Below are 13,183 nucleotides of genomic sequence, written 5' to 3' on the forward strand. Positions count from 1 at the left end.
TTTCTAGCCGAAACGGAACCGAGAATCTAATGAGTGACTACAAGAATACCCTGAATTTGCCTGAAACAGGGTTCCCGATGCGCGGCGATCTGGCTAAGCGTGAACCTGACATGCTGAAACGTTGGTATGAGCAGGATCTGTACGGGATTATTCGTACAGCCAAAAAGGGTAAAAAGACCTTTATTTTGCACGACGGCCCTCCTTATGCGAACGGCAACATTCACATTGGTCACTCTGTTAACAAAATTCTCAAAGATATTATTGTTAAAGCGAAAGGAATGTCCGGCTACGACTCACCTTATATTCCAGGTTGGGACTGCCACGGCCTGCCGATCGAGTTAAAAGTTGAACAATTAATTGGGAAGCCGGGCGAAAAAGTCAGTGCCGCGGAGTTCCGTGCTGCTTGCCGTAAATACGCAGCGGAGCAAGTTGAAGGCCAAAAGAAAGATTTCATCCGCTTGGGTGTGTTGGGCGATTGGGACCATCCTTACCTAACGATGGATTTCAAAACCGAAGCCAATATCATTCGTGCGTTAAGCAAAATCATTGATAACGGTCACTTGCACAAAGGTGCTAAGCCAGTGCACTGGTGTACTGATTGCGGTTCGTCACTGGCTGAAGCTGAAGTCGAATATTACGACAAAACCTCGCCTTCCATTGATGTGCGTTTTAACGCGGTCGATGTGGCGGCAGTGAGCGCTAAATTCGGTGCAGCAAATGCTAATGGCCCGATTTCACTGGTTATTTGGACCACCACGCCGTGGACCTTACCTGCGAACCGTGCAATTTCACTGAATGCTGAATACAACTATCAGTTGGTGCAGGTTGAAGGCGAATGCCTGATTCTGGCAGAAGATCTGGTTGAGAGCGTCATGAAGCGCGCTGGCATTGCTGAGTGGACGGTATTGGGTAGCTGCAAAGGTTCTGATCTGGAACTGCTGCGCTTCAATCACCCGTTTATGGGCTTCGATGTTCCAGCAATCTTGGGCGACCATGTCACACTGGATGCCGGTACTGGCGCAGTTCATACCGCACCAGGCCACGGCCCGGATGACTTTGTTATCGGCCAGAAATATGGTTTGGAAGTGGCTAACCCGGTTGGCCCGAACGGCTGCTATTTGGCGGGGACTTACCCAACACTGGATGGCCTGTTTGTTTTTAAAGCCAATGATGTGATTGTTGAGTTGCTGCGCGAAAAAGGCGCATTGCTGAAAGTTGAAAAACTGGTTCACAGCTATCCATGTTGCTGGCGTCATAAAACACCCATCATCTTCCGAGCTACCCCGCAATGGTTCATCAGCATGGATCAAAAAGGTCTGCGTAAGCAGTCGTTGGAAGAGATCAAAGGTGTGCAGTGGATCCCTGATTGGGGTCAGGCGCGTATCGAAACCATGGTAGCAAACCGCCCAGATTGGTGTATCTCGCGCCAGCGTACTTGGGGCGTACCAATGTCTCTGTTTGTGCATAAAGAGACTGAAGCGCTTCATCCACGTAGCACTGAGTTGATGGAAGAAGTTGCTAAGCGTGTAGAGCAAGACGGCATTCAAGCCTGGTGGGATCTGGATCCGGCCGAGATTCTGGGTGCTGATGCAGCTGATTACGTTAAAGTTCCAGACACTCTGGACGTATGGTTTGACTCCGGTTCAACCCACTCTTCTGTAGTCGATGCTCGCCCTGAGTTTGGTGGCCATAGCCCAGATATGTATCTGGAAGGTTCTGACCAACACCGCGGCTGGTTTATGTCCTCACTGATGATTGCGACTGCGATGAAGGGTAAAGCACCTTATCGTCAGGTACTGACTCATGGTTTCACCGTGGATGGTCAGGGGCGTAAAATGTCCAAATCCATCGGTAATACTATCAGCCCGCAAGATGTGATGAATAAATTGGGTGGCGACATCCTGCGCCTGTGGGTGGCATCAACCGATTACACCGGTGAAATCGCTGTTTCTGATGAAATTCTGAAACGCTCAGCTGACTCTTATCGCCGTATTCGTAACACTGCGCGCTTCTTGCTGGCTAACCTGAATGGATTTGATCCGGCGTTGCATCAGGTGAAACCAGAAGAGATGGTAGTAGTAGACCGCTGGGCTGTAGGCCGTGCGCAAGCTGCGCAAGCCGAGATTATGGAAGCGTACGAAAACTATGATTTCCACTTGGTAGTGCAGCGCCTGATGCAGTTCTGCTCGGTTGAAATGGGATCGTTCTACCTCGATATCATTAAAGACCGCCAGTACACCGCGAAAGGCGATAGCGTTGCGCGTCGTAGCTGTCAGACAGCACTGTTCCATATTGCCGAAGCTTTGGTGCGCTGGATGGCTCCTATCATGTCCTTTACCGCAGACGAAATCTGGAACGAAATGCCGGGTGAGCGTCCACAGTATGTCTTCACGGAAGAGTGGTATGACGGTCTGTTCGGGTTGGCGGGTGATGAAAGTATGAACGATACTTTCTGGGCTGAGCTGTTAAAAGTGCGTGGCGAAGTCAACAAGGTGCTGGAGCAAGCGCGTAGTGATAAACGTATCGGCGGTTCGTTAGAAGCTGCAGTGACACTGTTTGCCACACCGGAGCTGGCTGCCCGTCTGAATAGCTTGCAAGATGAGCTGCGTTTTGTGTTGCTGACGTCAGCGGCCAAAGTTGCAGATTATGCTGATGCCGGTGATGATGCGCTGCAAAGCGAGCTGATCTCTGGGCTGAAAATTACCTTTAATAAAGCTGATGGTGAGAAGTGTCCGCGTTGCTGGCACTACACTCAAGACATCGGTTTGGTAGCGGAACATGCTGAACTGTGCGGCCGCTGTGTCACTAACGTTGCCGGCGACGGTGAAGAGCGTAAGTACGCCTAATGAGTAAACCTATTTGTTCGACCGGATTGCGCTGGTTATGGCTGGCTGTGCTGGTGGTGATTGTCGATCTCAGTAGCAAACAGTGGGTTATGACCCACTTTGCGCTGTATGAGTCTGTGCCACTGATTCCTTTTTTCAACCTGACCTACGCGCAGAACTTTGGCGCAGCATTTAGCTTCCTCGCGGATAAAAGTGGCTGGCAGCGTTGGTTCTTTGCCGGGATAGCTATCGGTATTTCAGTTCTATTAATGGTGCTGATGTATCGTTCTACTGCCAAGCAGCGTTTGCTCAATTGCGCTTATGCTCTGATTATCGGTGGGGCATTAGGTAACTTATTTGATCGTATGGTGCATGGCGCGGTGATCGACTTTATTGATTTCCACGTCAATAACTGGCATTTCCCGACATTTAACATCGCCGATACAGCAATTTGTATCGGTGCTGCATTGGTCATATTTGAAGGCTTTATAAGCCCGGCTGAAAAAACGGCGATGAATAAAGGTGAGTGATATGTCAGAGCGGGTACAAGACCATTTTATCCAAGACAAGAGTGCTGTATTGGTGCATTTCACTCTGAAACTGGAAGATGGTTCAACGGCAGAATCAACTCATATTCACGGTAAACCCGCGCTCTTTCGGTTAGGCGATAACAGCCTTTCCGATGCGCTGGAGCAGCAGTTGATTGGCTTGAAAGTGGGTGACAAACACGCTTTCAGCTTACAACCTGAAGATGCATTCGGTTTAGAAAGCCCTGATTTAATTCAGTATTTTACGCAACGTGATTTTGCACAAACCGGTGTGCCGGATGCGGGGACGATTATGCTGTTTACCACTCGTGATGGCAGTGAAATGCCGGGCGTGGTGCGGGAAGTCGCAGAAGAGTCGATTACTGTTGATTTTAATCACCCGTTGGCAGGGCATATCGTCAGCTTTGACATTGAAGTGCTGGAGATAGACCCCCAACAGGAGGCAATGCATGCAGATATTGCTGGCTAATCCACGCGGCTTTTGTGCCGGAGTTGATCGGGCTATCAGTATTGTTGAACGCGCGATTGAGATGTATGGCGCGCCAATCTATGTACGTCATGAAGTGGTACATAACCGCTATGTGGTTGATAGCCTGCGCGAGCGCGGGGCTATTTTTATCGAGGATATCGCTGAGGTGCCAGATGGCTCCATTTTGATTTTCTCGGCCCATGGTGTGTCACAAGCGGTGCGAGCCGAAGCCCGTGCCCGTGAATTGACGATGCTGTTTGACGCAACTTGTCCCTTGGTCACTAAAGTCCATATGGAAGTTGCGCGCGCTAGCCGCAAAGGGAAAGAAGCTATCCTGATTGGTCATGCTGGCCATCCGGAAGTTGAAGGCACGATGGGGCAATACAACAACCCGAAAGGGGGAATGTATTTGGTCGAGTCGCCTGATGATGTTTGGAAACTGAATGTTAAAGATGAGAATAACCTCTGCTTTATGACTCAGACCACTTTGTCAGTTGATGATACTTCCGCTGTTATTGATGCTTTACACCGGCGTTTCCCGAAGATTGTCGGCCCACGTAAAGATGATATCTGCTACGCCACAACTAACCGCCAGGAAGCGGTGCGGAATTTGGCGAATGATGCAGATGTCGTATTGGTGGTGGGATCGAAAAACTCATCTAACTCAAACCGGTTAGCTGAACTCGCGCAACGTATGGGTAAACCTGCTTATCTGATTGATTCGGCAGCTGATATCCAAGAGTCATGGTTACAGAATGCGCAATGCATTGGCGTGACCGCAGGAGCCTCTGCACCCGATATTTTGGTACAGCAAGTGATTGCCCGCTTACAAGCGCTTGGTGCGGGTGGGTCGGTTGAGCTTCGTGGCCGCGAAGAAAGTATCGTATTCGAAGTCCCAAAAGAGTTACGCGTTGAGGTTAAGCAGATCGATTGATCTCAGATATGCATCTCATAACTCATATCAAGCAGCCCTGGTGGCTGCTTTTTTATGGCTGTATTTCGGCATAACTGCATGAATATGCGAAATAACTGCACAATATCAAATGGCGTACTATGGAGATAAGGCCATCTGGGTTAAGCGCAGGGGTAACTATGAAAATGATGAGAACGCAGGTTAATTAATGTTATGTAAGGAATTAAGTGGTTTCACTGATAAAAGCAGACGTATATCATTTTTTTCTAATACAGATTAAATAGGCTGGCAGAGTCCATGACGGGCGGCTAATCTGAACCCTTGTCAGGGTAGATGACACAATATTGGGAGAACTCATGACTAATTCAACAATTCGCATCGCCGTTGTCGGTGCAGGCGGCCGTATGGGTCGACAGCTTATTCAGGCAATCACGCAAACTAAAGGTGTTGTGCTGGGTGCCGCAGTAGAGCGCGCGGGGTCCACTCTGGTGGGAAGTGATGCGGGTGAACTGGCCGGAACCGGTTTGCTAAATATCGCCGTAAGTGATGATTTATCTAAAGTAACTGATCATTTTGATGTGTTGATCGACTTTACTCGACCAGAGGGCACTCTGGAACATTTAGCCATTTGCCGCGCACATCATAAGGCAATGGTGATTGGAACCACCGGTTTTGATGATGCCGGTAAAGCCGCCATCAGCGCCGCATCAGCAGAGATTGGTATTGTCTTCGCTGCAAACTTTAGTGTTGGGGTCAATGTGGTACTTAAGCTGCTTGAAAAAGCCGCCAAAGTGATGGGCGATTACACTGATATCGAAATTATTGAAGCGCATCACCGCTTTAAAGTTGATGCGCCGTCAGGGACCGCGTTAGCGATGGGTGAGGCTATTGCTGAATCCTTAGGACGGTCACTGAAAGATTGCGCAGTTTATACCCGCGAAGGCCATACCGGAGAACGCAAACCAGGCACTATTGGTTTTGCGACAGTGCGTGCTGGCGATATTGTCGGGGAGCACACCGCCATGTTTGCCGACATTGGCGAACGGGTTGAAATCACCCATAAAGCCACTAGCCGCATGACTTTTGCAAATGGTGCCGTTAAATCTGCCATATGGCTCTCTAATCATGATAATGGCATGTTTGATATGCGAGATGTACTGAGTTTGAATGAACTTTAAAGGTGTAAAGCACAACCCGTGATGTGGTTGTTTTTATCATAATCATATGATAACAGGGCAATATTTTATTGTCCTTTTTTATTTGTTTATATAATTACATGTTTTATTCTTTTTTTTATACGTAATGTCGTTTTTATTATGTTTCATCTTGGTTTTTTATCTTTTAGTGTCCTCATTATCTATTAGTACTCGTTTTCATCACTTCAGAACGATTTTTTTCAGTCACATACTCTCGCAACCGTTTACTATGCTAAGTTAGCATGTGTTTTTGCCGCTATAATCGTCTCATTTTAATGAGAACGGTAAAAAACAGAGAAAAAATGGCACTTTGGCTAGACAAGAGCGTCACTCATCATTAAAATGCGCCCAATTTGCCAAAAATTAGCTTTGAGGGCGGTTTTTGCATTGATTTAGGTCGCTAGATATGAATTAATATGCAAATAATGTGACTGTTTATTCCTTGGAGGATGTTTTGATTAAGTCAGCGCTATTGGTTCTCGAAGACGGAACCCAATTTCACGGTCGGGCCATCGGGGCAGAAGGTACGGCAGTGGGGGAAGTGGTCTTCAATACGTCGATGACCGGTTATCAAGAAATCCTTACTGATCCTTCCTACTCCCGCCAGATCGTCACTCTTACTTATCCTCATATCGGCAATGTCGGCACCAATGCCTCCGATGAAGAATCCTCCGCAGTACACGCCCAAGGTCTTGTTATTCGCGACCTGCCATTGATTGCCAGCAATTACCGTAATGAAGAAGGCTTATCTGAGTATCTCAAGCGCCACAATATTGTAGCGATTGCAGATATCGATACACGTAAGCTGACACGGTTGCTGCGTGAGAAGGGCGCGCAAAACGGCTGTATTATTGTGGGTGACTTATCAGATGCTGCGCTGGCGCTGGAAAAAGCAAAAGCATTCCCGGGCTTGAAAGGGATGGATCTGGCTAAAGAAGTGACCACCAAAGAAGTGTATCAATGGCTGCAAGGCAGCTGGGCTCTGGAAGGCGACTTACCGGCAGCGAAACAACCTGAAGATCTGCCATTCCATGTTGTGGCGTACGACTACGGTGTAAAACGCAATATTCTGCGCATGCTAGTTGACCGTGGTTGCCGCCTGACCATTGTTCCGGCGCAGACCCCGGCTGAAGACGTCCTGAAGTTAAATCCAGATGGCATTTTCTTATCCAACGGCCCAGGTGACCCAGAGCCATGCGATTATGCTATCGCGGCGATTAAACGCTTCCTGGAAACTGATATTCCGGTATTTGGTATCTGTTTAGGCCATCAACTGCTGGCTCTGGCTAGCGGTGCGAAAACCGTAAAAATGAAATTTGGTCATCATGGCGGCAACCACCCAGTGAAAGATTTGGATGCCAATTGCGTGATGATCACTGCGCAGAACCATGGTTTCGCCGTCGATGAAACCACATTGCCGTCCAACCTACGCACTACCCACGTTTCTTTATTCGATGGCTCCCTGCAAGGGATTCACCGTACCGATAAAGCAGCTTTCAGCTTCCAGGGTCACCCTGAAGCCAGCCCTGGGCCGCACGATGCCGCTCCGCTGTTTGATCACTTTATCGAGCTGATTGAAGCTTATCGCGCGACAGCCGCTAGCCATACTAATAAATAATCAGGAGCGCCAAACCATGCCAAAACGTACAGATATAAAAAGCATCCTGATTCTGGGCGCAGGCCCAATCGTTATCGGCCAGGCTTGTGAGTTTGACTACTCCGGTGCCCAGGCTTGTAAAGCGCTGCGTGAAGAGGGTTACCGCGTTATCTTGGTAAACTCTAACCCTGCCACAATCATGACTGACCCGGAAATGGCTGATGCAACTTATATCGAGCCGATTCACTGGGAAGTTGTGCGCAAAATCATTGAAAAAGAGCGCCCAGACGCAGTATTGCCAACTATGGGCGGCCAAACCGCACTGAACTGTGCACTAGAATTGGAGCGTCAAGGAGTGCTGGCTGAATTCGGTGTCACCATGATTGGTGCCACCGCTGATGCTATCGATAAAGCTGAAGACCGCCGTCGCTTTGATATCGCGATGAAAAAAATTGGTCTGGATACCGCTCGTTCAGGTATCGCGCACAATATGGAAGAAGCCCTCGCCGTTGCGGCTGATGTAGGTTTCCCGTGCATTATCCGCCCATCCTTTACCATGGGGGGCACCGGTGGCGGTATCGCGTATAACCGCGAAGAGTTTGAAGAAATTTGCGAGCGCGGTCTGGATTTATCGCCAACCAAAGAGTTGCTGATTGACGAGTCACTGATTGGTTGGAAAGAGTATGAGATGGAAGTTGTTCGCGATAAAAACGACAACTGTATCATTGTCTGCTCCATCGAGAACTTCGATGCCATGGGTATTCATACCGGCGACTCCATCACTGTGGCACCGGCGCAGACTCTGACTGATAAAGAATATCAAATCATGCGTAATGCCTCGATGGCAGTGCTGCGTGAAATCGGCGTAGAGACTGGCGGCTCCAACGTGCAGTTCTCGGTTAATCCGAAAAATGGTCGTTTGATCGTCATTGAAATGAACCCACGCGTATCTCGCTCTTCCGCTTTGGCATCTAAAGCCACTGGCTTCCCAATTGCCAAGATTGCTGCCAAGCTGGCAGTGGGTTACACGCTTGATGAATTGATGAATGACATCACTGGTGGCCGCACTCCGGCTTCCTTCGAGCCATCTATCGACTATGTCGTCACTAAAATCCCTCGCTTTAACTTCGAAAAATTCGCCGGTAGTAATGACCGCCTGACAACCCAGATGAAATCTGTGGGTGAAGTGATGGCCATTGGTCGTACTCAGCAGGAATCATTGCAAAAAGCACTGCGCGGTTTGGAAGTGGGTGCGACCGGTTTTGACCCTAAAGTCAGCCTTGATGATCCAGAAGCCCTGACTAAAATTCGCCGTGAATTGAAAGAAGCAGGTTCTGACCGAATTTGGTATATCGCCGATGCATTTCGTGCCGGTATGTCTGTTGATGGTGTCTTTAACCTGACCAACGTCGACCGCTGGTTCCTGGTTCAGATTGAAGAGCTGGTGCGTCTGGAAGAGAACGTAGCAGAACTTGGTATCAATGGCTTGACCGCAGAGTTCATGCGTCACTTGAAACGCAAAGGTTTTGCCGATGCTCGCCTGGCGAAGTTGGTCGGTGCGGCTGAAAGTGAAGTGCGCAAGTTGCGTTACAAGTATGGTTTGCACCCGGTTTATAAACGTGTAGATACCTGTGCGGCCGAATTCTCAACCGACACCGCCTACATGTATTCGACTTACGAGGAAGAGTGCGAATCCAATCCAACCAGCGATCGCCCGAAAATTATGGTGCTGGGTGGCGGCCCGAACCGTATCGGTCAAGGGATTGAATTCGACTATTGCTGTGTACATGCGTCACTGGCACTGCGTGAAGACGGTTATGAAACCATCATGGTGAACTGTAACCCTGAAACGGTTTCTACTGACTACGACACCTCTGACCGCCTCTATTTTGAATCGGTGACACTGGAAGACGTGCTGGAAATCGTCCGTATCGAGAAACCGCAAGGTGTAATCGTGCAATACGGCGGTCAAACACCATTGAAATTAGCGCGTGAATTGGAAGCTGCCGGTGTGCCGATTATCGGTACCAGCCCGGATGCTATTGACCGTGCCGAAGACCGCGAGCGTTTCCAGCAGGCAGTAAACCGTCTGGGCTTGAAACAACCGGCTAACGCTACAGTAGCGACTATCGAGCAAGCAGTTGAAAAAGCAGCAGGTTTGGGTTATCCGCTGGTGGTTCGCCCATCTTATGTGTTGGGCGGCCGCGCCATGGAAATCGTTTATGACGAAGTTGACCTGCGCCGTTACTTCCAAAATGCGGTAAGTGTGTCAAATGATGCGCCAGTATTGCTCGACCGCTTCCTTGATGATGCGGTAGAAGTGGATGTAGATGCTATTTGTGATGGCGAGCGCGTGTTAATTGGCGGCATTATGGAGCACATTGAGCAAGCAGGGGTTCATTCCGGTGACTCAGCATGTTCATTGCCGGCTTACACCCTGAGCAAGGAAATTCAGGATGTGATGCGCCAGCAAGTGGAAAAATTGGCCTTTGAACTTTGTGTCCGCGGCTTGATGAACGTACAGTTTGCGGTAAAAAATAACGAAGTTTACCTGATTGAAGTCAACCCACGAGCAGCTCGTACAGTGCCATTTGTTTCTAAAGCAACCGGCATGCCGCTGGCAAAAATTGCCGCGCGCGTGATGGTAGGGCAGACACTGGCACAGCAAGGTGTTCTGGAAGAGATTATTCCGCCTTATTATTCGGTAAAAGAAGTGGTGTTGCCATTCAACAAATTCCCCGGTGTTGACCCGATTTTAGGGCCAGAAATGCGCTCTACCGGTGAAGTAATGGGGGTTGGCCGTACCTTCGCCGAAGCTTTCTCTAAAGCTATGCTGGGCAGTCAGTCTGGTATGAAAAAGAGTGGCCGTGCACTGTTATCCGTGCGCGAGGGTGATAAGCATCGGGTTGTTGATTTAGCGGCCAAGTTGCTGAAACAGGGCTTTGAACTGGATGCCACTCACGGTACCGCGGTGGTGTTGGGCGAGGCTGGAATAAATCCACGTCTGGTCAACAAGGTGCATGAAGGTCGTCCACACATTCAGGACCGAATCAAGAATGGTGAATACACTTATATCGTGAATACCACAGCCGGGCGTCAGGCGATTGAAGATTCTAAACTGATCCGTCGCAGTGCTCTGCAATATAAGGTGCATTATGACACCACCTTGAACGGCGGCTTCGCCACGGCGATGGCACTGAATGCTGACCCAACCGAGCAAGTGATTTCAGTACAAGAAATGCATGCCAAGATTAAGAAGATGAAAGGTTAATCTTCGGCATAAATAGCAGGGCGATGGAGACATCGCCCTTTTTTATGCTCGCTATTTAGTGAACTGCGGCTTTTAACCACAAGAACAGTATTATTCATAAACAATAATATTGTTCATAAACAACATTGATCTTCACCAATGTTAGCTGTCACTGAATTGTAGATAGTAGGCTCTGGGGCAGTTCAATGCTGGTGTTGCTAGCTTAGTGCCACTTTAATACCCAGGCCGATTAACAGGCCGCCCAGCAATTTATCGACAACTTTTTGTGCTTTTGCCAAACCACGGCGGACTGGCGCACTTTGAATCAGAATCACCAGCAAAGGCCACCAAATAACGGCCAGTACCCAGATGATTGAGGCGTACCACAGTTTTTCACCCACGCCGGAGTTAATCTGTAATATTTGTGTGAAAACGGCGAGGAAGAAGAGAGTTGCTTTGGGATTCAATAGATTGCATAGGTATCCCTGCAAGAAGGCGGCTTTCAATGTGATGGGGGATTGTGCCGCGTTATCGATGCTGAACTTACTTTCTCCGCGCGATAGCAGTGCCTGGATACCAATCCAGATCAAGTAGCAGGCTCCGGCATATTTCAGAAAATTGAACAGCCATGGGGTGGTGGTGATAACGACCGCCAGGCCAGCAACACAATAAGACATATGTGTAGCGACACCCAAAATTACGCCGAGCGCTGTCATCATTGCTGCGGAGCGGCGATAGCGGGCAGCGTTTTTAATGACTAAAAAGAAATCGGGGCCGGGGGAGATCATCCCCAATGTAGCAATAGTCGCGACGAATAAAGAGGTTTCTAGCATAAGGATTACCGAGTGAGAGTGGGGCATTTTGACGATAATAGCGCTACCGAGAGTTCCCTGCATTATTCTTATTTGCCCAAGGGGCTGAGTTGTCAGTCAGATGGCATTGAGCATTTATCTTTTACTCTTTTGATGGACAGTGATGCACGAATATGAGCTTGGATAATGTGATAAGCGGTGAGATACCAAATCAGAAGCAGCGGGAAATTACACGGTTGTGTATCAAATGTGCGCTGTTGCTGCTGCAACACGGTGCAGAAAGTATGCTGGTTGAGCAATTATCCGCGCGCCTTGGTATCGCCTTGGGGATGGACAGTGTTGAAAGTTCTATCTCAGCCAATGCCGTCGTATTAACCACCATTAGCGAGGGGAATTGCCTAACTTCCACGCGCAAGAATACTGACCGTGGTATCAATATGCATGTTGTGACAGAGGTGCAGCATATTGTGATCATGGCGGAGCACCATTTGTTGGATGTAAAAGATGTAGAAAAACGCCTTGAAAATATTAAACCGCTACGTTACCCGCGCTGGCTGGTAGTGGTGATGGTCGCCTTATCATGTGGTTGTTTTAGCAAGCTAAATGGTGGCGGTTGGGATGCGTTTTCCATCACTTTTTTAGCCAGTGGGCTGGCGATGTTTGTGCGCCAAAGTTTAACCGCCCGGCATATGAATCCGCTAATTAACTTCTGTATCACGGCTTTTGTCGCGACATCGGTCTCCGGGCTATTAATGCGTTTACCATTTTTCCAACAGGCATCGAGTGTGGCAATGGCGGCTAGCGTGTTGCTGTTAGTGCCCGGATTCCCGTTGATCAATGCGGTCGCCGATATGTTCAAGGGCCACGTTAATACGGGGCTGGCTCGCTGGGCAATGGCCAGTTTACTCACGTTATCAACCTGTATTGGGGTGATATTTGCGATGGCGACGTGGGGACTGCGGGGGTGGTGATGAGTTTACTCTGGGCATTATTGCAAGATATGGTATTGGCGGCTATTCCAGCACTGGGTTTCGCGATGGTATTTAATGTGCCGGTGCGGGCATTACGTTATTGCGCATTACTGGGCGCACTGGGGCATGGTTCGCGCATGTTGATGATCCATTTTGGTATGGATATTGAACCGGCTTCATTATTAGCTTCAATTATGATCGGAATGATTGGGATCAATTGGTCGCGCTGGTTGTTGGCTCATCCAAAAGTCTTCACTGTAGCAGCCGTTATACCCATGTTTCCTGGGATTTCTGCCTATACCGCAATGATATCGGTTGTTGAGATTTCTCATTTGGGTTATAGCGAAGTTTTGATGTCCACTATGGTAACCAATTTCTTAAAGGCGTCATTTATTGTTGGTTCGTTATCGATTGGTTTATCCTTGCCAGGATTATGGTTATATCGCAAACGTCCTGGTGTATAAGGTTTTTTTCTGTCTCTGTTTTTGTAGTGGGCTAAGAGCAGTCTTATATGTGTAATTAGCCTGCTTATCGCTATCGACGCTGGATTAGGCTTTACGTATAGTGTGAGCAATTTTTCGGTACTGGCTCTCGCAGCCTAC

General features: G+C 48.6%; 10 protein-coding genes. 9 read left to right on the top strand and 1 reads right to left on the bottom strand.

Annotated features, from left to right (window positions below; all coding sequences use genetic code 11):
• Window positions 1-29 precede the first annotated feature (29 nt).
• From ileS to carB, 7 genes are all read left to right on the top strand, one after another.
• The gene (gene ileS, locus QSV56_RS04430) at window positions 30-2,846 is read left to right on the top strand and encodes an isoleucine--tRNA ligase (RefSeq protein WP_019080553.1); all 2,817 of its coding nucleotides are present in this window, start codon (window positions 30-32) and stop codon (window positions 2,844-2,846) included.
• Window positions 2,846-3,355 carry a signal peptidase II gene (gene lspA / locus QSV56_RS04435; protein WP_005157006.1) on the top strand — a complete coding sequence of 170 codons (510 nt, stop codon included), beginning with the start codon at window positions 2,846-2,848 and terminating at the stop codon, window positions 3,353-3,355. The genes ileS and lspA overlap by 1 nt, the downstream gene beginning before the upstream one ends.
• A gap of 1 nt (window position 3,356) precedes the next feature.
• Entirely contained in the window at window positions 3,357-3,842 is a 486-nt protein-coding gene (gene fkpB / locus QSV56_RS04440; RefSeq protein WP_019080552.1) for an FKBP-type peptidyl-prolyl cis-trans isomerase, read from the top strand.
• Window positions 3,823-4,776: a 4-hydroxy-3-methylbut-2-enyl diphosphate reductase gene (ispH, locus tag QSV56_RS04445; protein WP_019080551.1), complete on the top strand. Its 954-nt coding sequence runs from the start codon at window positions 3,823-3,825 to the stop codon at window positions 4,774-4,776. Before fkpB ends, ispH begins: the two co-directional genes overlap by 20 nt.
• Before the next feature lie 335 nt (window positions 4,777-5,111).
• Window positions 5,112-5,933: a 4-hydroxy-tetrahydrodipicolinate reductase gene (dapB, locus tag QSV56_RS04450; RefSeq protein ID WP_046051613.1), complete on the top strand. Its 822-nt coding sequence runs from the start codon at window positions 5,112-5,114 to the stop codon at window positions 5,931-5,933.
• Between the two features lie 472 nt (window positions 5,934-6,405).
• Window positions 6,406-7,569, top strand: coding sequence for a glutamine-hydrolyzing carbamoyl-phosphate synthase small subunit (gene carA, locus QSV56_RS04455; protein ID WP_050132087.1), 1,164 nt, complete (start codon window positions 6,406-6,408; stop codon window positions 7,567-7,569).
• 16 nt (window positions 7,570-7,585) lie between these two features.
• Window positions 7,586-10,819: a carbamoyl-phosphate synthase large subunit gene (gene carB, locus QSV56_RS04460; RefSeq protein WP_019083996.1), complete on the top strand. Its 3,234-nt coding sequence runs from the start codon at window positions 7,586-7,588 to the stop codon at window positions 10,817-10,819.
• Between the two features lie 197 nt (window positions 10,820-11,016).
• Here carB and QSV56_RS04465 read toward each other — a convergent pair whose 3' ends face one another.
• Window positions 11,017-11,631, bottom strand: coding sequence for a LysE family transporter (locus tag QSV56_RS04465; protein ID WP_046695452.1), 615 nt, complete (start codon window positions 11,629-11,631; stop codon window positions 11,017-11,019).
• A 152-nt stretch (window positions 11,632-11,783) separates the two neighbouring features.
• Between QSV56_RS04465 and QSV56_RS04470 the strand changes: the two genes are divergently transcribed.
• Both QSV56_RS04470 and QSV56_RS04475 read left to right on the top strand, forming a co-directional pair.
• Window positions 11,784-12,581 carry a threonine/serine exporter ThrE family protein gene (locus QSV56_RS04470; protein ID WP_005166994.1) on the top strand — a complete coding sequence of 266 codons (798 nt, stop codon included), beginning with the start codon at window positions 11,784-11,786 and terminating at the stop codon, window positions 12,579-12,581.
• Window positions 12,581-13,045 carry a threonine/serine exporter gene (locus tag QSV56_RS04475; protein ID WP_005180751.1) on the top strand — a complete coding sequence of 155 codons (465 nt, stop codon included), beginning with the start codon at window positions 12,581-12,583 and terminating at the stop codon, window positions 13,043-13,045. The genes QSV56_RS04470 and QSV56_RS04475 overlap by 1 nt, the downstream gene beginning before the upstream one ends.
• Window positions 13,046-13,183: the final 138 nt, after the last annotated feature.

This window comes from Yersinia sp. 22-579 (assembly GCF_030433455.1).
In the GTDB taxonomy this organism is placed as follows: domain Bacteria; phylum Pseudomonadota; class Gammaproteobacteria; order Enterobacterales; family Enterobacteriaceae; genus Yersinia; species Yersinia enterocolitica.